This is a genomic window from Pseudoxanthomonas sp. CF385 (genome assembly GCF_900104255.1).
Lineage (GTDB): Bacteria > Pseudomonadota > Gammaproteobacteria > Xanthomonadales > Xanthomonadaceae > Pseudoxanthomonas_A.
Genome location: NZ_FNKZ01000004.1, coordinates 168830 through 191353, shown reverse-complemented (window position 1 = coordinate 191353; position 22524 = coordinate 168830). Strand labels below are relative to the sequence as shown.

18 protein-coding genes are annotated in these 22524 nt (G+C 69.4%); 12 read left to right on the top strand and 6 right to left on the bottom strand.

The window, feature by feature from the left end:
* The first annotated feature begins 120 nt into the window (after window positions 1-120).
* Both BLT45_RS17690 and BLT45_RS17685 read left to right on the top strand, forming a co-directional pair.
* Entirely contained in the window at window positions 121-378 is a 258-nt protein-coding gene (locus BLT45_RS17690) for a YcgL domain-containing protein (RefSeq protein WP_093304107.1), read from the top strand.
* Window positions 371-3667 carry an ankyrin repeat domain-containing protein gene (locus BLT45_RS17685; RefSeq protein WP_093304104.1) on the top strand — a complete coding sequence of 1099 codons (3297 nt, stop codon included), beginning with the start codon at window positions 371-373 and terminating at the stop codon, window positions 3665-3667. The genes BLT45_RS17690 and BLT45_RS17685 overlap by 8 nt, the downstream gene beginning before the upstream one ends.
* A gap of 6 nt (window positions 3668-3673) precedes the next feature.
* On the opposite strand, the gene BLT45_RS17680 is transcribed toward BLT45_RS17685, so the two are convergent.
* A complete protein-coding gene (locus tag BLT45_RS17680) occupies window positions 3674-5467 on the bottom strand; it encodes a monovalent cation:proton antiporter-2 (CPA2) family protein (protein WP_093304100.1) in 1794 nt (597 codons plus the stop codon).
* 132 nt (window positions 5468-5599) lie between these two features.
* On the opposite strand from BLT45_RS17680, the gene BLT45_RS17675 reads away from it, so the two are divergent.
* Window positions 5600-6430, top strand: a complete 831-nt coding sequence (locus tag BLT45_RS17675) for an energy transducer TonB (RefSeq protein ID WP_139188054.1) — start codon at window positions 5600-5602, stop codon at window positions 6428-6430.
* 33 nt (window positions 6431-6463) lie between these two features.
* Here the strand turns inward: BLT45_RS17675 and BLT45_RS17670 are convergent, their stop codons facing one another.
* On the bottom strand, window positions 6464-7324 hold the full coding sequence (locus tag BLT45_RS17670; protein WP_093304092.1) for a DUF2306 domain-containing protein: 861 nt from the start codon (window positions 7322-7324) through the stop codon (window positions 6464-6466).
* Between the two features lie 144 nt (window positions 7325-7468).
* Here BLT45_RS17670 and BLT45_RS17665 point away from each other — a divergent pair, with 144 nt between their 5' ends.
* The gene (locus BLT45_RS17665) at window positions 7469-9424 is read left to right on the top strand and encodes a winged helix-turn-helix domain-containing protein (protein WP_093304089.1); all 1956 of its coding nucleotides are present in this window, start codon (window positions 7469-7471) and stop codon (window positions 9422-9424) included.
* A 45-nt stretch (window positions 9425-9469) separates the two neighbouring features.
* Here the strand turns inward: BLT45_RS17665 and rho are convergent, their stop codons facing one another.
* Entirely contained in the window at window positions 9470-11158 is a 1689-nt protein-coding gene (rho, locus tag BLT45_RS17660; RefSeq protein ID WP_093304085.1) for a transcription termination factor Rho, read from the bottom strand.
* Window positions 11159-11364: 206 nt separating this feature from the next.
* The gene (gene trxA / locus BLT45_RS17655) at window positions 11365-11706 is read right to left on the bottom strand and encodes a thioredoxin TrxA (RefSeq protein WP_093304080.1); all 342 of its coding nucleotides are present in this window, start codon (window positions 11704-11706) and stop codon (window positions 11365-11367) included.
* A gap of 225 nt (window positions 11707-11931) precedes the next feature.
* Here trxA and rhlB point away from each other — a divergent pair, with 225 nt between their 5' ends.
* From rhlB to BLT45_RS17625, 6 genes are all read left to right on the top strand, one after another.
* Window positions 11932-13608 carry an ATP-dependent RNA helicase RhlB gene (gene rhlB / locus BLT45_RS17650; protein ID WP_093304074.1) on the top strand — a complete coding sequence of 559 codons (1677 nt, stop codon included), beginning with the start codon at window positions 11932-11934 and terminating at the stop codon, window positions 13606-13608.
* A 101-nt stretch (window positions 13609-13709) separates the two neighbouring features.
* Window positions 13710-14396 (top strand): cell division ATP-binding protein FtsE, encoded by a 687-nt coding sequence (gene ftsE / locus BLT45_RS17645; RefSeq protein WP_093304069.1) that lies wholly within the window; start codon window positions 13710-13712, stop codon window positions 14394-14396.
* Window positions 14393-15337 carry a permease-like cell division protein FtsX gene (gene ftsX / locus BLT45_RS17640; RefSeq protein ID WP_093304065.1) on the top strand — a complete coding sequence of 315 codons (945 nt, stop codon included), beginning with the start codon at window positions 14393-14395 and terminating at the stop codon, window positions 15335-15337. Before ftsE ends, ftsX begins: the two co-directional genes overlap by 4 nt.
* A 14-nt stretch (window positions 15338-15351) precedes the next feature.
* Complete coding sequence (locus BLT45_RS17635) at window positions 15352-16191, top strand: response regulator (RefSeq protein WP_175455899.1); 840 nt, start codon at window positions 15352-15354, stop codon at window positions 16189-16191.
* Between the two features lie 16 nt (window positions 16192-16207).
* Window positions 16208-16915, top strand: coding sequence for a uracil-DNA glycosylase (gene ung, locus BLT45_RS17630; protein ID WP_093304060.1), 708 nt, complete (start codon window positions 16208-16210; stop codon window positions 16913-16915).
* A gap of 71 nt (window positions 16916-16986) precedes the next feature.
* Window positions 16987-17601 carry a hypothetical protein gene (locus tag BLT45_RS17625; RefSeq protein WP_093304056.1) on the top strand — a complete coding sequence of 205 codons (615 nt, stop codon included), beginning with the start codon at window positions 16987-16989 and terminating at the stop codon, window positions 17599-17601.
* A 55-nt stretch (window positions 17602-17656) separates the two neighbouring features.
* Here BLT45_RS17625 and BLT45_RS17620 read toward each other — a convergent pair whose 3' ends face one another.
* A complete protein-coding gene (locus BLT45_RS17620; protein ID WP_093304052.1) occupies window positions 17657-18187 on the bottom strand; it encodes a DUF2059 domain-containing protein in 531 nt (176 codons plus the stop codon).
* 124 nt (window positions 18188-18311) lie between these two features.
* On the opposite strand from BLT45_RS17620, the gene arfB reads away from it, so the two are divergent.
* Window positions 18312-18746 (top strand): alternative ribosome rescue aminoacyl-tRNA hydrolase ArfB, encoded by a 435-nt coding sequence (gene arfB / locus BLT45_RS17615; RefSeq protein ID WP_093304047.1) that lies wholly within the window; start codon window positions 18312-18314, stop codon window positions 18744-18746.
* A 40-nt stretch (window positions 18747-18786) separates the two neighbouring features.
* On the top strand, window positions 18787-19347 hold the full coding sequence (locus BLT45_RS17610; RefSeq protein ID WP_093304361.1) for a lysophospholipid acyltransferase family protein: 561 nt from the start codon (window positions 18787-18789) through the stop codon (window positions 19345-19347).
* A gap of 73 nt (window positions 19348-19420) precedes the next feature.
* Here BLT45_RS17610 and BLT45_RS17605 read toward each other — a convergent pair whose 3' ends face one another.
* On the bottom strand, window positions 19421-22471 hold the full coding sequence (locus tag BLT45_RS17605) for a TonB-dependent receptor (protein ID WP_254771956.1): 3051 nt from the start codon (window positions 22469-22471) through the stop codon (window positions 19421-19423).
* Window positions 22472-22524: the final 53 nt, after the last annotated feature.

Sequence of the window (22524 nt, the reverse complement as noted above, 5' to 3'; positions counted from 1 at the left end):
CCCTTCCGATGCATCCCGCCGCCGATCGTCATGCCCGGCGTGATCGCGATGCGGGTTTCGCGCATGGGGCATTTCCCGCACAATCCCCGCTTGTCCACTGGCAGGGCGCAACGCGCGCGGATGCAAGCCTACGTCTACAAGAGCCAGCGCAAGGCCGACACGTTCGTCTACCTGGCGGCGCGCGATGATTTCGCCCGACTGCCCGAACCGCTGCGCACCCAACTGGGTGACCTGTCGTTCGTCCTTGAGGTCGCCCTGACGCCCGAGCGGAAACTCGCCCGCGAGGATGCCGACGTCGTCCGCACCAATCTCGCCTCGCGCGGGTTCCACATCCAGTTCCCGCCGCAGCCCGATCCCGCCATCCGTCCCGATGCCTGAGCCCCGGCTGCAGACCCGCCATGTCGCCCTGATCGCCCTGCTGGCAGGCCTCCTGCTGGCCGGCGTCGGTGCGTGGCTCGGTGGCGTGGCGGCAGCCCTCGGTGCCTGGCTGGCCCAGCCGGCCGCCGCGATGGGCGTGTCGTGGCTGCGCGGCACCCGCGTGCTGGCGCCCGGCCGGGCCTGGCGCGAAGACCTGCCGGCCTTGGCGCTGGCCTGGGCGGCGGCGTTCGCGGGCAGTGCGTTGCTGCTGGCCTGGCCGCTGGCCTCGCTGCATGACAGCGGCAGCCTGCTGGCGGCGCTGGGCGTGAGTGCGGTGATCGGCGCGGTGATCGTCGGCCTGTGGCGAACGTGGCCCCTGTGGCATGGCCTCGAGCGCGACGGCGGCGGGCTCGCGGCCCATTGGCGCGGCCTGCTCGAACACGACTTCCACGCCTGGCGCGGCCTGGCCGTCGCCACGGCGCTTGCGGTCGCCATCGGCGGTGGCCTGTGCCTGGCGTGGCCGGGACTGGTGCCCGCGTCGGCCCGGACCGCCCTGGCGATCGCGTACGCCCTGCTGCTGCCGGTGCTGCACCTGGGCGTGCAACGTGTGGCGGGCGCCGGCGTGCTGCCGGTGGTGGAGATGCCGGAACGCGAGGTGGACGCTTTCGACCCACCGGCCGTCGAAGCCGACGCGGTAGCCGATGTCGATCTGGAGCAGGCGCTGTTCGAGGCCGCACGCGCCGGGCGCGTCGATCGCGCGCTGTCATTGCTCGAAGCCGGTGCGGATGCGCATGCGCTGCCGGCGGACGGCTCGCGCGACCAGCGCAGCCTGGGCGCATTGGCGGCGGTGCTGCCGGATCTGCGCCTGCTGCGCACGCTGATCGCGCACGGCGTGGACCTCAACCACGCCCATGCCGGCGTCACGCCGCTGCTGGCCGCCACCCGCGACAGCTGGCACGGCCGGCCGGACGCGGTGACCACGCTGCTGGCCAACGGTGCTGATCCCCGCATCGCCGATGCCGAAGGCAACACGCCGCTGCATCACGCCGCACGCAGTTCGGACCCCGGCGTGGTCGCGCTGCTGCGCGATGCCGCGGCCGAACTGGATGCGCTGAACCATGACGGGCTGACCCCGCTGGGCGTGGCCTGCATGGCGGGCAACTGGCGGTTGGCGAAGTTCCTGCTGGAACGCGGTGCGCGCCCCGACCCGCAGGGCGGGCAGCCCGTGCTGCTGGCCGCCGCCGCGACCGAAGAGGACGACCCCGCCGGCGTGCAGTTGCTGCTCAAGCACAAGGCGAAGGTCGACGCGCGCGACGCGCAGCGCCGCAGCGCCCTGCACGAGGCCGCCTTCGCCGGCCATGCCGAAGTGGCCGCCACGCTGCTTGCCGCCGGTGCCGACGTGCATGCGCGCGACGCGCAGCAGCGCACGCCGTGGCTCGACGCCGCGCGCGGCGCACGGACCGCGGTGCTGGAGAAGCTCGCCGACGCCGGCGCGGACCGCCTGGCCACCGATGCGGAACGGCGCAACGCGCTGATGCTGGCCTGCGGCGCGGAGCAGGTGTCGCCCGCGCTGGTGCGCCGCCTGCTGGAGTGGGGCATCGATCCGGCCGACACCGATGCGGCCGGCCGTCGTCCGGTCGATGCGGCCGCCGAAGCAGGCCGCTGGGCGCTGGTCTCCGCGCTCGATCCCGCGTACGCCCTGCCCAACGCCGTGGCGGCCGCCGAGGACGAAACGCCGCCCGATCGCGCACCGTCCGCGTTGCTGCGCGAAGGCCTGGCCAGCGGCCAGTTCGACGGCCTGGAGGCGCTCGCGCGCCTATGCTCGCGCGAGGAACTCGGCGCGCTGCTGCACGAGCCTGATCTGCAGCGGCCCGCCCGCCTGGCGTGGCTGCTCCGCCAGGGCGCCGATCCTGATATCCGCACTGCGCAGGGCGACACGCTCGCCTTCGCGTTGCTGTCGCAGGGCGCGTCGGGCGTTCCCGCGTTGGCGGTGGTGCTCGCGCGTGCGGTATCGCCCGCCGGCGCCGGCGGCCTGTCGCGTTTCCTGGCCGCCTGCGCGGCCGACGACCAGGCCGCGCGCACGCTGGAGTCCTGCGCGCTGGACCTGCTGGATCGCGGCGCCGATCCGTTCGGTGCCTCCCCGCAGGGCGATCCTGCGCTCTCGCTCGCGGTGCGTCTGGGATGGCAGCGCGTGCTCGATCGCCTGCTCGACATCGGCGTGGACCGCGAGGCACGCGACAGCCACGGCATGACCGCGCTGCACCTGGCGGCCGTGCTCGGCCGCGAGACCGCGCTGAAGCAGCTGATCGCGAAGGGCGCCTCGCCCGACGCACGCGCCGCCGACGGACAGACCCCGCTCGGCGTGGCGCTGGCCTGCGGGCGCCGCGACCTGGCCGACTGGCTGGACTGGCGGACCTGGCCGTTGCCGAAACGCGCGCTGCGCCCGGCCGACCTGCCGTCGGCGGCGATGGTCGGCGATCGCGATGCGGTGCGTCGCCTGCTCGACCTCGGTTTCGATGTCGATTCGCCGGATGCGCAGGGCTGCACCGCCCTGCTGCGCGCGGCGGGTGGCGGCTTCACCACCACCGTGGAACTGCTGATCGCGCGCGGCGCCGATCCGCAGCGCGCCGCACATACGGGCGCGACGCCGTTGTCGGCGGCGGTGAGCATGCGCCAGGCCGAGATCGTCGGCGCGTTGCTGACCGCCGGTGCCGATATCGAATACCGCCTGCCCGGCGGCGTGACCGTGCTGATGCTGGCGGCGGCGTTGGGTCTGCCGGAGATCGCCGCGCGCCTGATCACCGCGGGTGCCAATGTGCATGCCGGCGATGCGCAGGGCCTCACGCCGCTGCATTGCGCCACGCTCTACGGTTTCACCGCGCGCGAGAAGCCGCGCCTGGTCGCGTTGCTCGACACGCTGCTGCTGTCGGGGGCGGAATCCGAACAGGTGGCGTCCGGTTCGGTCACGCCGTTGCTCCTGCTGCTCGGCGCGCGCGCCGAACCGGGCACCGCGTGCGATGAGGAAGTCGTGCTGGCCGGGCTGGAACGCCTGCTCGACGAAGGCGTATCGCTGGACGTGCAGGATCCGCGCGGCTTCGGTCCGCTGCACCTGGCGTCGTTGCACGGTTTGCTGCGCGTGGTCAGCCGCCTGCTGCGCGCCGGCGCCGATCCGGAACTGCGCGATGCGCTGAATCGCACGCCGCGCGAGATCGCGGTGATGCGCGGCTTCATCGACGTGGCGGCCGAGTTCGTGCCGGCCACGCCCGGTGCGGGTGCCTCGATGGCCCGCTTCCTGCGCGACCGCGGCTAGCGCCCCCTATCGCGCCGGTGGCGTGTCCTCGCCGGTCGCGTCGGCTTCGAACAGTTTCTCCAGGTCGGTGACGGCGTCACGCGCGGTCTGGATCACCGCGCCGTCGTCGTCGTAGACCAGGTACTGCGCACGCAGCAGCTTCTCGTCGTGCTGGCGGAAGCGGTGCGCATGTTCGGCCGCGGTATCGGCCGGCATGCCCAGTTCGACCAGCACCTGCTGCGCCATCTCCAGGCTCGAGCCCAGCGTCTCCCGGTAAGCTTCCGCGCTTAGGTCCATCAGCCGCCACGCATGCTGGCGGTTGCGCGCGCGCGCCAGCACGCGCGCCTCGGGGTACATGCGCCTGATCAGCCGCGTCGCCTTGATGTTGGTGTCGGGATCGTCCATCGCGATGACGAACACCTTGACGTGCTGCGCGCCGGCCGAACGCAACAGGTCGGGACGCGTCGGGTCGCCGTAGTACAGGCGGATGTTGCCGAAGCGCCGCAACGTGTCCACGGTTTCGGGGCTGTGCTCCAGCGCGACGAAGGGAATGCGCTGCGCCGTCAGCAGGCGCGCGACGATCTGGCCGAAGCGGCCCATGCCGGCGATCAGCACCTGCGGCTGATCGTCGGGGATCTCGTCGAACGTGCGGGTGTCCGGCTTGGGTCGCTTCACGTCGGCCAGCACGCGATGCAGCCCCAGCAGCAGGATCGGCGTGAGCGCCATCGACACGCCGACGATGGCGGTCAGCTGGTTGCGCAGTTCCGCATCGATCAGGCGCACGCGCGCGGCCTCGCTGAAGACGACGAAGGCGAATTCGCCGCCAAGCCACAGCGTGCCCGCCATCATCAGGGCGCCACGCGGGTCGAGCCTTCCGGGCCAGCGGCCGACGCCGAACAGCACGCTGAACTTCACCGCCAGCAGGATCAGCACGCCGGCGGTGATCAGTTCGGGCTGTTTCACCACCGCGTCGAGGTCGATGTCCATGCCGACGGCGATGAAGAACAGGCCGAGCAGCAGACCCTTGAACGGGTCGATCTGGGATTCCAGTTCGTGGCGGAACTCCGAATCCGACAACAACACGCCAGCCAGGAACGCACCCAGGCCGGCGCTCAGGTCGGCCAGCTGCATGAACCAGGCGATGCCCAGCACCACCAGCAATGCGGTGGCGGTGAACACTTCCGGCATGCGCGTGCGCGCGACGACCCGGAACAGGTGGCGCAGCACGAGCCGGCCGCCGAGGATGACGATCGCGATGGCGCCCACGGCATGGAACACCATCGTCCACGTCAGCGTTTCGTTCTTCGCGCCGCCGAGCAGTGGAATCGCGGCCAGCAAGGGGATCGCGACCAGGTCCTGGAACAGCAGGATCGCGAAGCCCAGGCGCCCGTGCTCGCTGGTCAGTTCCTTGCGCTCGGACAGCAGCTGCAGGCTGACGGCGGTGGACGAGAGCGCCAGGCCCAGGCCGACCACGAGCGCGGTTTTCCAGTGGTGCTCGAACAGCAGGCCGATCCCGCCCAGCAACAGCGCACTGAGCAGCACCTGCAGGCCGCCCGCACCGAACACCGGCTTGCGCATCACCCGCAGGCGCGAGGGCGAGAGCTCCAGGCCGATGACGAACAGCATCATCACCACCCCGATCTCGGCGGCATTGAGGATGCGGTCGGCGTCGCGCACCAGCGCCAGCCCGTCCGGCCCCAGCACCACGCCGGCGACCAGGTAAGCCAGCACCGCCCCCAACCCGAAGCGCTTGAACACCGGCACCGCGATCACCGCGGCCAGCAGGAACACCAGCGCCAACTCCAGACCGCTACCGTGCATGGTTCACCTCGTGGGGATAGTATGCGGCGGACGGGGCCCGACCGGCCCGCTTCCAGGGATAGAGGAGGGCGTATGTGGCACTGGATCAGGGGGTGCTGTGCGTGGGCGTTCGGTGTGTTGTTGCTGGCGTGTATGGATTCGAGTCTGGCCCAGAGCCCGCAGGCGATCCGGAAGCAGGCCGAAGCCAGCATGCTGGTCACCGGTTCGATCCTCATCGAGCGCGACGGCAGCGTCAGTGAGCTCGAGGTGGACGACCGCGACAAGTTGCCGGACGTCGTGGCGTCACTGGTGGAGAATTCCGGGCCTGCGTGGCGGTTCGAGCCCGTACTGGTGGACGGCAACCCCAGGCGGGTCAAGGCGAGGATGAGCTTGTTGGTGGTGGCGAAGAAGCTGGAGGACGGCGGGTACCGCGTCGGCATCCGTGGCAGTTACTTCGGCAAGGACGCGATGACGGCAGAAGAGCGTCAACAGGAACCCGATGCCGTCAAGGCGTTGGACCTGAAGCCGCCGTCGTATCCGCTCAGTGCGGCGGAGGTTGGCGCGCGCGGCACGGCGTACGTCGTTCTCAAGATCGGGGCCGATGGCAAGGTGATCGATGCCGCGATCGAACAGGTCAACCTGCGGACAGTCGGCGACGCCAACCAGATGAAGCGGATGAGGAGCGCTTTTTCGCGTTCCGCACTCACGGCCGCGAGAGGGTGGTCATTCTCCGTGCCTGCCGGAGCGACGGATGAGCACGGATTCGTATCGGTGCGCGTGCCGGTCGACTACGAGATGGCGGGCAACACACTGCCGACCTATGGCCAATGGAATGCGTACATTCCTGGGCCGAGGGAGACGGTGCCTTGGGTGCAGGACGACCAGGCGACGAACGAAAGCCCCGAGGCCATGCTCGCGGGTGGGCTGTATGAGGTGGGCAAGGGCTTGCGGCTTCTGACGCCGCTGGGCGGCGAGGATTCCTGATCCGCGTACAGGCGTGCGCGGCGAGCACGATGCTCATCCGCCGCCGAAGACCCGCAACAGGTGCTTCCCGTACTTGCCTGAGTCGGTGGCGGTCACCATGACCACCGCATAGGCGAACACGCCACCGGCCACCGCGAATCCCGCGATGGCCGACCACGCCAGGCGGCGTGGCGATGCGATGCGCCTGTGCAGGTGGCGGATGAAGCACTCCGCGACCAGCAGGTTGGGGACGAAGAACAGATAGAGGATGGCGTAGTCGAATGGGCCGCGGGTGTTGCCTGCGCCCATGCCGAGGCCGCCGGTCAGGTCCTTCCAGGCGCGGATCTCCAGGTCGAACACCCATGAGCCCAGCACCATCGCGAACAGGCGGATCGCCCACGCGCGATGCCGGTCGAACCGCTTCGCGCGGGCATGCACGAAGGCCATGACCGCGCTCAGCACCATCACCGCGCCCCAGACCGCGAAGGCGACCGACGCCGCGGGCGTGTACGCGCCGTGGGTGAGGATGAACGACAGGCCGCCGGTGCCGGCCAACACGGCCGCCGTCACGTAGAGGCGACCCGTCCAGCGATGCACCGCACGGTGGCGGCTGCGGATGCGCGACGACAGCAGGATCGGCCAGGCCAGCACCAGGATCGTGCCCATCACGAAATGCAGGCCGATGCCGAGGTTGGCGATCCAGTCCTGCAGGGTCGGCATCGGCAGCCCGTCCACCAGCGTGCGCCACTGTTCGAAGTTCCGGGGCGTAGCGCCCACCGCCCGGAGCGCGATGTAGGCGCCGAAGGCCAGCAGTCCGGCAAAGGCGATGGCCTGGAAGGCGCGTCCGATCCCGCCGAACAGACGCTGCCCGACGGACGGCACGGGGGTATGAAGGCGCACGCGCGAGAGGTTCATGGGGTCCTTCCTGGGTCGGCCGCGGATCGTTTCCGCGACCGCCAGCGTCTGCCGGGGTGAGGTCCAGGTCGTTAGGCCAGCCGCAGGAAGTGGTGAGGCCGCACCTATACTTGAGCGCGCGGGCCCCGCCCCGCGGGGGAGCGCATGCCGCAGCCGGATCCGGATCGCCTGGCTTTCGACGACGTGGTCATCGACTTCGCCGGCCGGCGGCTGCTGCGCGGCGGCGCCGAACAGGCGCTCGAGCCCAAGGCCTTCGCCGTGCTGGCCGTGCTGGCGGGTTCGCCCGGCCGGGTGTTCACGCGGGACGAGATCCTCGACGCGGTGTGGGGCCACCGGCACGTCACCCAGAGCGTCCTCAACCGGATCATGAGCCTGCTGCGCCAGGCCCTGGGCGAAGAGGCCCAGCGACCGCGCCTGCTGCATACCGTGTACGGCATCGGCTACCGCTTCGACCTGCCCGCGGCCGATGGCGCTGTCGCCATGCCTGGCGAACCGAAGGGTGCGCCGCGTGGATGGCGGCCCTGGCTCATCGCGTCGGCGGGCGCGATGGTGCTGATCGTGGGCGCGCTCGTCTGGACGCAACGGGACGCCACGCGCGCAGCGCCCAGCGAAACGCAGGCCCGCCCTTCGCTCGCAGTGCTGCCTTTCGCCGACCTTTCGCAGGCCCGCGACCAGACGTACCTCGCCGAAGGTCTCGCCGAAGAGATCCGCAACCAGTTGGCGCAGTCGCCTGCGCTGCGCGTGGTGGGACGCACGTCGAGCGACGCGTTCAGGGACACCCACGACCTGCGCGCCATCGGTCGCGCGCTGGGCGTGGCCTATCTGCTGGAAGGCAGCGTGCGTCGCGAAGACGGCGCATTGCGGGTCACCGCGCAGCTGATCCGCGCCGACGACGGCTTTCACCTCTGGTCGAAGATCTATGCGCGCGAACTGCGCGATGTGTTCGCGGTGCAGGACGCGATCTCCCGCGACGTCGCGCTCGCGCTGAGCGTCAAGCTGGATGTCGCCGCCTTCAATCGCGAGCAGGGCGGCACCACCCAGATCGATGCCTACGAGCGCTTCCTGCGCTGGCGCAGCATCGGCATGCGCGAAGAGTTCGATGTCGAGCACGACCGGCTGCGACTGCAACTCGCGCGCGAGATGGTCGTGCTGGATCCGCAATGCGTGTTGTGCCGGGACGCGCTGGCATCTTCGCTCATCGCGATGGCGCAGGCGCTCGACGGGCCGCAGGCAGACAAGGTGCGTGCCGAAGCCGCGCAGGTCCGGAACGATATCGCCCGCATCGCGCCGGACAGTTGGGTCGCCAGGCGCGATCGTGCGAACGCGTTGTGGCGCGAGGGCAGGCGGGCCGAAGCCCTCGCCCTGGCGAAACAGGTCGCCGAAGCCGGCCCATTGACCAAGGAGCGCGCCTGGGACTACGCCTACATGCTGTATGCGATGGGGCACCTGGACGAGACCATCGCGCTGGTCGAGCAGGTGCGCGCCAGCGAGCCCCGGGCCTTGTTCCTGTCGCGCGACCTGCAGTACGACTACACCGCCGCGCGTCGCTACGCGGATGCGGAAGCCGAGTACCGGCGCGGCCTACAGATGGAAGGCCGCCAGCGCGAGACGGACTCCGTGGCGTTCTTCCGGCAACTGGCGGGCAAGCGGGGCGGCGGTCTGCGCGAACTGACCGATCTGCACCGGCGATTGCAGCAGCACGAAGGATTCGACACGCCGTTCTTCCACGATCTCGGCGCGTTGCTCGATGACCGCGCCGCGATGCTCGCGCTTGTCCGCAAGGCGCTGACGGACGACGTCTATGCGGGCGGGCAGGATGCGGCCTATGTGCAGACCGGCGTCGCCGATGCACTGGGCGATACCGCGCTGGCGATCCGCGCGCTGCGCCGCGACCTGGAGATGCAACCCGGTTTTCGCGACGGGCGCATGCCGCAGTACCCGTACGTGGCGTTCTGGAACGCGCCGTATTCGGGCGTGCGCGCGCATCCCGAGTTCAAGGCGTTGCTCGCGCAAGCGGGCGTGGTGGCGTACTGGCGGCAGACCGGTCGCTGGGGCGACGGGTGCGCGCCGGTCGGCGCCGGCGATTTCCGGTGCCGCTAACGAAAACGCCCCGCATCGCGGGGCGTTCGTCGATCGCGCGCCGGATCAGCGCTTCATCGAACTGAAGAACTCGTCGTTGGACTTGATGTTCTTCATCTTGTCCAGCAGGAACTCCATCGCCGCGATCTCGTCCATCGGGTGCAACAGCTTGCGCAGGATCCAGATCTTCTGCAGCAGTTCCGGTTCGATCAGCAGGTCTTCGCGACGCGTGCCCGAGCGGTTGATGTCGATGGCCGGGTAGACGCGCTTCTCGGTGATGCGGCGGTTCAGGTGCACTTCGCTGTTGCCGGTGCCCTTGAACTCTTCGTAGATCACCTCGTCCATCTTGCTGCCGGTCTCGACCAGCGCGGTGGCGATGATGGTCAGCGAGCCGCCTTCCTCCACATTGCGCGCGGCGCCGAAGAAGCGCTTCGGGCGGTGCAGGGCGTTGGCGTCCACGCCGCCGGTCAGCACCTTGCCGGAGCTGGGCACGACGTTGTTGTAGGCGCGGGCCAGGCGGGTGATCGAGTCCAGCATGATCACCACGTCTTTCTTGTGCTCGACCAGGCGCTTGGCGCGCTCGATCACCATTTCGGCGACCTGCACGTGGCGCGCGGCCGGCTCGTCGAACGTCGAGCTGACCACTTCGCCGCGCACGGTGCGCTGCATCTCGGTCACTTCTTCCGGACGCTCGTCCACCAGCAGCACGATCAGGTGCACGTCCGGGTGGTTGGTCGTGATGGCGGTGGCGATCTGCTGCATCATGATCGTCTTGCCGGCCTTGGGCGGCGACACGATCAGGGCGCGCTGGCCCTTGCCCTGCGGCGCCATCAGGTCGAGGATGCGGCCGGCGATGTCTTCAGAGGAACCGTTGCCGCGCTCAAGGGTGAAGCGGCGGCGCGGGAACAGGGGCGTCAGGTTTTCGAACAGCACCTTGTTCTTCGACGCTTCCAGCGGCTCGCCGTTGATCGTGTCGATGGTCGACAGCGCGAAGTAGCGCTCACCGTCCTTCGGCCAGCGGATGCGGCCGGCCAGGTGGTCGCCGGTGCGCAGGTTGAAGCGGCGGATCTGGCTGGGGCTGATGTAGACGTCGTCCGGGCCGGCCAGGTAGCTGGCTTCGGCCGCGCGCAGGAAGCCGAAGCCGTCCGGCAGGATTTCCAGCACGCCGTCGGCGGCGACGCCTTCGCCGTGGCGGGTCAGCACCTTCAGCAGGGCGAAGATCACGTCCTGCTTGCGGGCGCGGGCAACGCCTTCCTGGATGTTCAGCTGCTCGGCGATGTCCAGCAGCTTGGGCGCCGGCATGCGCTTGAGGTCGCCCAGCGAGTACTGCGGGAAGCCTTCCGGCACGTTGGGCATCACGCGCGGGGCGAAGTTCTCCTGGCCGCCGCCGTTGCCGTCCTGCGGCATGCCGTCCTGGCCCTGCCGATCGCGATTGCGTTCGCGGCGATTGCGGAAGCGGTCGCGGCGGTTGTTGTTATTGTTGTTGAAGCGGTTGCTGTCGCGCTGCTCGCGCGCATCCTGGCCGCCGTCCTGGTCTTGCTGGCCGCCGCCATGCCCGGATTCACCGCCTTCACGGGAGGCGGGCGCGGGTGCGGAGGCGGGCGCCGGGGCAGGCGCTTCGTTCACCGGCGGCAGCGGGAGCTGCGGCGCGGCATCGGCCTGGGGGGCGGAGGTGTCGGCGGAGGCCTTCGGGACGCGGGCTTTGCGCACGCGCTTCTCGGCGGGAGCGCCGGTTTCGTTGCTGCTGTCGGACAAGTTGCGATTCCTCGCTAGGTGGCGAGCGCGCCGGCGTTGCGGCGGCGGGTGAGTAAAGAGAAGTGGGGCTTCAGATGGGTGCGGCGCATCCCCTGCGCCGGATTCGGATTCGACACTATCACCGGCCTGCGGCGGCGGCAAGCCGGGCCGCCGCGGCGGGTTCAAGCGGATTCAGCCAGCCTCCCCGGGACGCCCGGGGCCGCCGGTCAGGCGGCCTGGGTACCCAGGGCCTTGTCGATCATCTGGGTCAGCTGGCCCTTGCCGACGGCGCCGATCTGGGTCGCCTGGATCTGGCCGTCCTTGAACAGCAGCAGCATCGGGATGGAGCGCACGTGGTACTTGATGGCGGTCGCGCGGTTCTCGTCCACGTTGACCTTCGCCACCTTCAGCTTGCCACCGTAGGTCTCGGCCAGCTCGTCCAGCACCGGGGAAATCATCTTGCACGGGCCACACCATTCGGCCCAGAAATCCACCAGTACCGGCTCGCCGGACTGGAGCACGGCGGCATCGAAATCGGCATCGCCGACGTGGGAAACTTTATCGCTCACTGGGGTCTCCTGCGGGGTCCGCGGGGTCCTGCGGACGGGTTCGGGCCGGGTCGGCCGTCTGTTTGGGGTAAACTGGGGCGTTCCGCGGCCATTTCAAGGAGCTCCTGGGCGGCCGCGCAGCCCGGCACAGGGAGCGCAGTGTGCGACGCCGGACCCCCCGTTGCAAGCACAGCGACCCGCATTCACACAGCCGCACGCAGAACACTGCGGCGCAAAGAAGATGGCATGAGCGACAAACCTTTAACCGACATTACTTTTTCCTCGTTCGACCTGCATCCGGCCCTGCTCGCAGGCCTTGAAGGCGCAGGTTTTTCCCGTTGCACGCCGATCCAGGCGATGACGCTGCCGGTCGCGCTGGCAGGCGGCGACGTCGCAGGCCAGGCGCAGACGGGCACCGGCAAGACGCTGGCGTTCCTGGTCGCGGTGATGAACCGCCTGCTGAGCCGGCCCGCGCTGGCCGAACGCAAGCCCGAGGATCCGCGCGCGCTGATCCTGGCGCCGACCCGTGAACTAGCCATCCAGATCCACAAGGATGCCGTGAAGTTCGGCGCCGACCTCGGCCTGCGCTTCGCGCTGGTCTACGGCGGCGTCGACTACGACAAGCAGCGCGAGCTGCTGCAGAAGGGCGTGGACGTCATCATCGCGACGCCGGGCCGCCTGATCGACTACGTCAAGCAGCACAAGGTGGTCAGCCTGCACGCCTGCGAGATGTGCGTGCTCGACGAAGCCGACCGCATGTTCGACCTCGGCTTCATCAAGGACATCCGCTTCCTGCTGCGCCGCATGCCGGAACGCACCACGCGGCAGACGCTGCTGTTCTCGGCCACGCTGTCCCACCGCGTGCTGGAACTGGCCTACGAGCACATGAACGAGCCGGAGAAGCTCGTCGTCGAGACCGAGTTCATCACGGCGGCGAAGGTGCGGCAGAAGCTGTATTACCCCGCCGACGACGAGAAGATCCCGCTGCTGATCGGCCTGCTGTCGCGCAGCGAAGGCGCGCGCACGATGGTGTTCGTCAACACCAAGGCCTTCGTCGAGCGCGTGGCGCGCGCGCTGGAGCGCGCCGGTTACCGCGTCGGCGTGCTGTCCGGCGACGTGCCGCAGAAGAAGCGCGAGTCGTTGCTGAAGCGCTTCCAGGCGGGCCAGCTGGAGTTGCTCGTGGCCACCGACGTGGCCGCGCGCGGCCTGCATATCGATGGCGTGTCGCACGTGTTCAACTACGACCTGCCGTTCGACGCCGAAGACTACGTGCACCGCATCGGCCGCACCGCGCGCCTGGGCGCCGAGGGCGATGCGATCAGCTTCGCCTGCGAGCGCTACGCGATGTCGCTGCCGGACATCGAGGCCTACATCGAGCAGAAGATCCCGTCCGAACCGGTCACCGCGGAATTGCTGACCGCGCTGCCGCGGCCGGAACGCCCGAAGCCGGAAGCCGGTGAAGGCGACGAGGAAGAAGAGAGCATCGGCCAGATCTTCCGCGAAGCCCGCGAGCAGAAGGCCGCCGACGAAGAGCGTCGCGGCGGTGGCCGCAAGCCGTCCGGCGGTGGTGCCGGCCGTCGCGAAGGCGGGCGCCGCGAGGGTGGACGCCGCGAAGGTCCGCGTTCGGCCGACGGCAAGCCGCGTCCGCCGCGCGCCCCGCGTCCGGAGGGCGAGGCCGCGAAGCCGCAGGCAACGCAGCCCGCGAACGAGACGCGTCCGGAGGCCGCCGCGGCACCGGAAGGCGACCGCAAGCCGCGCAAGCGTCGCCGTCGTCGTCATGGCCGTCCGCTGGAAGGCGCCGAGGGTGCCGTGGCGAGTGCGGCCGTGCCGACCGTGCCGAAGGCCGCTGCCAAGGCGACGGACGAGAACGCGGGCTTCCTGACGCGCCTCGGCCGCAAGATCCGCTCGCTGGTCGGCGGCTGACCGCCACCGCGAAGGTTCGATCGGAAGCCGGGCACGTCCCGGCTTCTTTTTTGCCCGCGCGCATCGCCAGCGTCTCGGCCGCTCCTGCATAATCGAGGCACATGAGCGTCCTCCGATTCGAAAACGTCAGCAAGCAGTATCCCGGCGGCCATCCGGCGCTGGTCGACGTCAGCTTCGAGGTGGCCGAGGGCGAGATGCTCTTCGTCACCGGCCACTCCGGTGCGGGCAAGAGCACGCTGCTGAAACTGATCCATCTCAGCGAGCGCCCCTCGCGCGGCGCCGTCGTGTTCGGCGGGCGCAACCTGCTGAAGGTGCGCGGCGGGCGCATCCCGCTGCACCGTCGCGACGTGGGCGCGGTCTACCAGGACCACCGCCTGCTGACGGACCGCACCGTGATGGAGAACGTGTCGCTGCCGCTGATCCTGCGCGGCGACCGTCGCGGCGACATCGGCAAGCGCGTGCGCGAGGTGCTGGCGCGCCTTGGCCTGGGCCATCGCGAGAACGCGCTTCCCACGCAGCTTTCGGCCGGCGAGCAGCAGCGCGTGGGCATCGCCCGCGCGATCGTCGCCGAACCGCGTCTGCTGGTGGCGGACGAGCCGACGGGCAACCTCGACCCCACCCTGGCGGCGGAAATCATGTCGCTGTTCGCATCCATGCCCGAGCGAGGCACCAGCGTGCTGGTGGTCAGCCACGACCTGTCGCTGCTCAAGCGCATGAAGAAGCGCGTGCTGATCCTCGACCACGGCAAGCTGGCCGACGACATTTCTCCCGCGGACCTGGCCGAATGAGCGACGCGAAGAACGCCCGGACGCAGGCGCGCTCCGGCATCGGCATCTGGCTGGACCAGCATCTCTACAGTTTCGTCTCCAGTCTGGGGCGCGCCGCGCGTCGCCCGTGGGCGACGTTGCTGACGATCGGGGTGATGGCGATCGCCCTGGCGCTGCCGTTGGGCCTGTGGCTGGCGCTGCAGAACGTCGGCCATTTCGCCGGCGACGTGCAGCAGTCGCGCGAGATCGACCTGTTCCTCAAGCCCGATACACCGGTCGCGCGCGCGCAGGCGCTGGCGCTGGAGCTGCGCGGCCGCGACGACGTCGCCGGCGTGGAACTTCGCACGCCGGACCAGGGCATGGCCGAGTTCCGCGAGCGCAGCGGCCTGGGCGCGTCGCTGGATACGCTGGAAGGCAATCCGCTGCCCAGCCTGCTGATCGTGGTACCGGAGGGCGACGACGCGCGCCTGGTGGCCGCGCTGCAGGCCTTGCCGGAAACCGACCTGCTGCAGCACGACGCCGCCTGGCGTGACCGGTTGGCGGGATGGATGGGCTTCGGACGCCGGCTGGCGTGGGTGCTGGCGGCGCTGTTCGGTCTGGGCGCGCTGCTGGTGGTGGGCAACACCGTGCGGCTGGACATCCAGTCGCGGCGCGAGGAAATCGGCGTGCTGCAGTTGCTCGGCGCCAGCGACGGCTTCATCCGCCGGCCTTTCGTCTATCTCGGCGCCTGGTACGGCCTGGCCGCCGGTGCGCTGGCGCTTGGCCTGCTGACCCTGGCGGCCCTGGCGCTGCGCGAGCCCCTGGCGACGCTCGCGCGCAGCTACGGCAGCACGTTCGCCCTGGCGGGGCTGGATGCCGTGGGCGCCGTCGCCGTGGTCGTTGCCGCGACCGCGATCGGCTGGCTGGGCGCATGGCTGGTGACGGGGCATTTCTTGCGTCAGACTCGCCCCACAGAAACCTGAGACTCGCGTCCTTCATGGCCCAGGAACTCCGCCACCTGATCAGTGACGCCCCCCGCGTGATGGTGGTGGACGGGTCGAAGCTGGTGCGCAAGCTGATCGCCGACGTGCTGCGGCGCGAAGTGCCGGGCGTGCAGGTGATCGGCTGTTCCAGCATCGCGGAGGCGCGCACCGCGCTGGAGCAGGGCGAGGTGCATCTGGTCACCACCGCGCTGGCCCTGCCCGACGGCGACGGCCTGGAGATCGCGCGCAGCGTGCGCGAAGCGGCGGGCCAGGCCTACGTGCCGGTGATCGTGGTGTCGGGCGATGCGCAGCAGCACCTCGAAGAACGGCGCTTCACCGAGTTCGTCACCGACTACTTCGACAAGGCTCTGGGCCACGAAGCGCTGGCCGCCTTCATCCGCGGCTACGTGCAGCCCGAACCGGTCGCCGGCGCGACCATCCTCTTCATCGAGGACAGCCGCGTGGTCGCCGAGACGACGCGGCGCATGCTCGAGCGGCAGTCGCTCAAGGTGGTGCATGTGCTGAAGGCCGAGGATGCCTTCGCCCTGCTCACCGCCGAATCGCTGGGCCTGTCCACGCACAAGTTCGACCTGGTGCTCACCGACGTGATCCTGAAGGGCGAACTGAGCGGCCGCGACATCGTGCAGCGCATCCGCGTCGACTTCGCCTACGGCAAGCGCCGCCTGCCCATCCTCGTGATGACCGGCGACAGCAACCGCGACAATCAGGCCGAACTGTTGCAGGCCGGCGCCAACGACCTGGTGCTGAAGCCGATCGAGGAGCGCCTGCTGGTGACGAAGGTGCTGTTCCAGTTGCGCCTCGCGCGCATGGACGAATCCCGCGCGCTGGTCTGAAGCGCGTGCGTCCTGCATGACCGAAGACGACCGCATCCGGCTGGAGCCTTCCTGGAAGGCGCGCATCGGCGACTGGCTGCAGCGGCCGGAGATGCGCGAGCTGTCCGCGTTCCTGCGCCAGCGCAAGGCTGCCGGCGCGCGCATCTACCCGCCGGGTCCGCAGATCTTCGCGGCCTTCGATGCCACCCCGTTCGACGCGGTGAAGGTGGTGATCCTAGGGCAGGATCCGTACCACGGCGCGGGACAGGCGCATGGCCTGTGCTTTTCCGTGCTGCCGGGCGTGCCGGTGCCGCCGTCGCTGGTGAACATCTACAAGGAAATCAACGCGGACCTCGGCATCGCGCCGCCCGACCACGGTTGCCTGCTGCCGTGGGCACGCCAGGGCGTGCTGCTCCTCAACGCCGTGCTGACGGTCGAGGAAGGCCGTGCGGGTGCGCACCAGGGCAAGGGCTGGGAAGGGTTCACCGACCATGCCATCGAAACGCTGGCACGCGAACGCGAAGGCCTGGTATTCCTGCTGTGGGGCAGTTACGCGCAGGCCAAGGGCAAGGTGATCGACACCCGGCGCCATCGCGTGTTGCGCGCGCCGCATCCCTCACCGCTGTCGGCGCATCGCGGGTTCCTGGGTTGCGGGCATTTCTCGGCGACCAACCATTACCTGGCGCAGCGGGGGCTGCCGCCGATCGACTGGCGATTGCCGTCGAAGGATGCGTTGGACGTCTGATTCGTCCCGGGTCCGTCGGGCCCGGTTTCCGCGTGCGGCGCGATGCCGTGCGCAGCAAAGGGGAGGGGTGCATGAAAGTACTGAAGATGGTGGTGGTGTTGTCGTTCCTGTTCCTGCAGGGATGTGCGTCGTCGTTGATGAAGCCCGCGGATGGCAGCGCGCTGGTGGCGTCGCCGGGGGAGAACAGCCGCGTGGTGTTCCTGCGCCCGTCTTCGTTCGGCGGCGCGATCCAGGCGTCCCTGTTCGACATCACCGGCGACCAGACCCGTTTCATCGGGGTGAGCTCGACCAGCACGCAGGTCGTGCATGACGTCGCGCCGGGCCGCCATCGGTTCATGGTGGTGTCCGAGGCCGCGGACTTCATGGAGGCCGACCTGGCGCCCGGGCAGACCTACTACGCCGTGGTGACGCCGCGCATGGGCGCGTGGAAGGCGCGCTTCTCGCTGTGGCCGATCAAGACGGCCTCGGACAACGAGTTCAACTGGCGGAACGCGGACGTGGCGAAGTGGATCGCGAACGCCAAGCACGTGCAGAACACGCCCGAAGGCGAGGCGTGGTTCAAGGCGAACCAGGCGTCCATCGTCAAGAAGCAGGCGGACTACCTGGCGGTCTGGAACAAGAAGGGCGCCGCGGACCTGGCGCAGCGCACGCTGGCGATCGGGGACGCTGCCGTCGCGAAGCCGTGATCCGGGAGGAGCGTCCGCCCCGGGCGGGCGCTCCTTCATGCCGGGAAGCGTGCGCTCAGCGCGTGCGGCGGCGCTTCTGCGGCGGCGAGACCGGCGGCGCGGTCACCGGAATGTTCTTGATCTCGGCCTGCAGCGCTTCCAGCATCGGCACCATCTTCTGCTGCACGGCCGACATGATGTTCTGCATCAGGGCCGGGTTCTTGTCGAGCATGCGCTGGCCGGCGGCGCTCTCGTAGAACTTCGTGATCGCGCGCACGTCTTCGCGCGTGTAGGTCTTCTTGTAGACGTCCAGGTACACCGGACGCATCTCGTCCCACGACAGCGCTGTGCGCACGATCTCCTGGGTCTTGGCCTGGATGCGGGCGACCTCGGCCTTCTGCTCGTCGGTCATTTCCCGGCCGGCGAAGTGCTTGTCGAACTCCTGCTGCTGCACGGCTTCCATCTGCGGCACCACGCCGGCCAACAGGCTCTCGGCGCGGGACGCCTTGAGCAGGCGGTCGATGTCCGCGTCGGTGGGCTCGGCGGCGAGGGCCGGTACGGACGCCACCAGGGCAAGGGCGAACAGGAGGCGCAGGAGGTGGGACATGCGGCATCGACGGCATGGAGCGGTGTCGTAGGGTGCCTGCCCGGGAGTAAATCTGGTGTTAATCGACGGCGATCGGGGCGCCAGCGCGCTGCGAACGGACCCGCATCCTGACTACAATCCGCGCATGGGGAGCACCGCACTCGAAATCACGCCGACGCTGTCGATACCGGACGACGAACTCGTCGAACGGTTCGTGCGCGCGAGCGGCGCGGGCGGGCAGAACGTCAACAAGGTCGCCACCGCGGTGGAGCTGCGCTTCGACGTGGCGGGCTCGCCATCGCTGCCCGATGCGTTGCGCGAGCGCCTGCTGGCCAGGCGCGACCGCCGCCTGACCGACGAAGGCGTGCTGGTGATCGACGCGCAGCGCTTCCGCACGCAGGACCGCAACCGGCAGGACGCGCGCGAGCGCCTGGCCGCCCTCATCGCCGCCGCGCTGGTGGTGCCGAAGAAGCGCGTCGCCACCAAGCCTTCGCGCGCCGCGAAGGCGCGCCGGCTGGACGCCAAGCGCGAGCGCAGCCAGGTCAAGCGCGGCCGTTCGCAGAAGAACCAATGGGAGTAACCGTTTGAGCCACGACATCGTCCCGCGCATTCCGCCGAACATGCCGCAGGTGCCACCGAACCGCTTCACCCGCTGGATGGGCCGCACCTTCCTGCGCGTGTTCGGCTGGAAGATCGTCGGCACGCTGCCGGACATCCCCAAGCTGGTGATGATCGTGGCGCCGCATTCGTCCAATTGGGACGGCATCTGGGGCATGGCGGCGAAGATCGCGATGGGCTTCCAGGTGCGCGTGCTGGGCAAGGCGCAGCTGTTCTGGTGGCCGCTGTCGCCGCTGCTGCGCAAGCTGGGCGTGGTGCCGGTGGACCGCAGCTCGCCGCAGGGCACGGTGGAACAGGCGGTGCGGATGATCCGCCAGTCGGACAAGATGTGGTTCGCGCTGACGCCGGAAGGCACGCGCAAGCGCGTGGACAAGTGGAAGGGCGGTTTCCTGAAGATCGCCCAGCAGGCGCAGGTGCCGATCCTGATGGCGTACTTTCACTACCCCGACAAGGTCGTCGGCATCGGCGACGTCTACTACCCGACCGGCGACATGGACACCGACATGGCCGCGATCCGCGCGTGGTACCAGCCGTGGCAAGGGAAGAACCGCGGGACCGTGTGATCGTGTCGCCGAACCCGTAACGAGAAACCCCGCCTGACGGCGGGGTTTTCGTTCCAGCTCGATGCCGCAAGATTTACAGCGGCGCACCGCCCAGCTTCCAGGTGACCTGCAGGAAGTAGCTGCGGCCGGTGGAATCGAACCAGGACGTGTCGTAGTACGGGTAGTTCGCCCAGGTCGCGTCCTTCGGCGGCATGTCGTCGAGCAGGTTGTTGACCGTCAGCGAGACGCGCAGGTGGTCGTTGACGTCGTAGCGCGCGCCGGCGTTGAAACGCCAGGTGGACTTCGTCCACGCGTCGTTGTCGTAGTTCGCCACGCGGCCCAGGTAGTTGCCGAACACGCTGGCGCCCCACGCGTTGCGGTCCCAGCTGATGCCCAGGTTGCCCTTCTGGCGCGGCAGCGTGGTGGCGCTGAAGCTGACGTCCAGCATGTCTTCTTCAGGATCGCCCGGGTACTGCTGGCGCGTGTGCTCGTCGGTCCAGGTGTAGCTGCCGGTGAAGCGGAAGTCGCCCGCGCTCGCCGTCTGCAGGCGATAGTTCGCCGTCACGTCGACGCCGGAGGTCTCTTCGTTGGCGATGTTGATCGGCGCGAAACGGACGCTGGTGATGTAGCCGTCGGCGTCGCGGATCACGCGGGCGAGGGCGTCGACGCAGGTCGGCGAGTTGACGTCGACGGTGGCGCCGCTGTCGGTGACGCCGAGGCGGCAGTTGGCCTCGTCGATGCGCAGCTGCTCGCGGCTCTGGCTCTGCACCTGGTTCGACACCTTGATCCGGTAGTAGTCCACCGCCAGGTCGAAGTTGGCGAACGGCGACCAGACGAAGCCCGCGGAGAACGACTTGCTGGTCTCGACATCGAGGTCCATGTTGCCGGTGTAGACGTCGAACGTGTTGATGTCCCAGGTGCCGTCGTCGTAGCACTCGCCGTCGGTGAAGCCCGGCTCGTCGGTGCGGCACTGGTAATAGTCGGTCGACAGCGTGCGGTAGTAGTCGTCGCCGGCGAACAGGTAATGCATGTCGGGCGCGCGGAAGCCGGTGCCGTACGAGCCGCGCACCAGCAGCGTGTCGACCGGGCGCCATTCCAGGCCCGCGCTGTAGGTGAACTTGCCCGGATTCTTGTTGCCGTACTCATAACGGTCGTAGCGGCCGGCCAGGCTGGCCTGCAGCGAGGACAGCAGCGGCAGGCGGAACTCGCCGGCCACGCTCCAGCGGTCGCGGTCGCCCTTGCCGTCGCCGTAGCGCGGACCGTAGTAGGCGTCGGCGGTCAGGGCGAGCGGGTCGGGATTGATCTCGTACGACTGCTGGCCGTACTCGATGGCGGCGGCGAAGCCGACGTCGCCGGCGGGCATCGTGAACAGCGCCGGCGTATCGAGGGTGAAGCTCAGGTTGTCGTTGTCGGCTTTCGGGTGGAAGGTGGACATCGCCGCGATGGTGGCGAACTGGGCCGGCGTCAGCGGCGTGAACAGGCGCGCCGGGTCCGGACTGTAGATCGCGTAGCCATCGGCGTCGTAACCCTGTCGCGGGCCGAGGAAGAGTTCGTTGGCGGCGGCGGCGCGGATGCGCGGCATGCCCACGTCGGCGTTGTACTGCGAGTGGTTGTAGGCCGCTTCCCAGTTCCAGTTGTCGCCGAACGCACCCTGCAGGCCCGTCGTCACGCCGAACGTCTTCTGGGTGGTGGTGTTCATGCGGTTGCCCAGCCCGCCCATTTCCTCGGGCGTGAACTGGCGCGACCACGTTTCGTAGTGGCCGGTGACGGCGTTGTAGAACACCTTGTCGTTGTTGTCGGTCGAGTTCGGGTCGTGGAACTCCCAGCCCATGACGTCGCTGACCACGTCGTTGCCGTTGGTGCCGGTCAGCAGCTTGACCTCCTGGCGGCCGAACTGGACGTCGGCGAACCAGGACAGGCTGTCGGAGAAGCGGTATTCGAACGAACCGTAGGCGTTGAAGCCCTTGCGCTCGTTCTGGATGGTCCGGTACGCGATCGCGCGCTCGCTGCCGCAGTAGGGTTCGCCGAAGCGGTCTTCCGCCAGCACGGTGGTGCCGTCGTTCAGGCCGGCCATGGCCGCGCAGTCGTCGGCGGGCGCGATGTTGACGTCGTCGTCCCAGTCGTAGAGCTGCGCGGTGAGGCGGGGCAGCTGGCGGCGCGCGGTCGGCGCGTCGAGGGTGGAATCCTGGTTGCTGCGCTCGTAGCCCCACAGCGGGCGCTTGTTGAGCAGCTCGATGCCGACGATGCCGCTGAACGCATCGCGCTCGAACCCCGTGGTCAGCGTAAGCTTGTGGGATTCGCCGCCGCCGCGCTCGGTGTCGCCGTAGCGGTAGTCGATGATGGTGCCGTCGGTGGACTTCTTCAGGATGAAGTTGATGACGCCGGCCATGGCATCCGATCCGTAGACCGCCGAAGCGCTGCCGGTCAGCACTTCGATGCGGTCGATCATGCCCAGCGGGATGTTGCCGATGTCGGTGAAGTTGCTGCGGCCGTTGAGCGGCAGCGGGAAGTCGGCGATGCGGCGGCCGTTGATCAGCACGAGGGTGTGGTTGGGGCCGAGACCGCGCAGGTCGACGGCTTGGGCGCCGGGCGTGGACTGGGCGCTGGTGGTGTTCTGCTGGCCCTGCACGCTGCCGCTGTTCTGGCTCAGCGAGCGCAGCACTTCAGCCACGGTGGTCAGGCCGGCGGACTGGATCTGCTCGGCGGTCACCACGGTGATCGGGGCCGGCCCTTCGATCTGCGCGCGCGGGATGCGCGAGCCGGTGACCTGCAGGGTCTCCAGCTGGGTTACGGGTTCTTCGGCCTGTGCGGAGCCGCCTCCGGGAGGCGCCTCCTGAGGCGCGGGACGCGGCGCCGGTGCGCGACGCGGGGTCGCGTCGGCCTGCACGATCAGGACGGCACCGGAGGCATCGCGCTTGGCTTCGAAGCCGCTGCCCTTCAGCAAGCGCTCCAGGGCCTGGTCGGTGGTGGCGGCGCCCTGCACGCCGGTGGTGCGGCGGCCCTTCATCTGGTCGGCGCGGTAGACCAACTGCGTGCCGGACTGCTTGGCCAACGTGTTCAGCGCCGTCGCCAGTTCGCCCGCAGGCAGGTCGATGCGGCCGGGGGCCGCCTGGGCCTGCGCAGCCAGGGCCGCGCTACAGGCCATGCTCAACAGCAGGACTCGCATTGGATACCGCATGGACGACTCTCCCCGGGGGT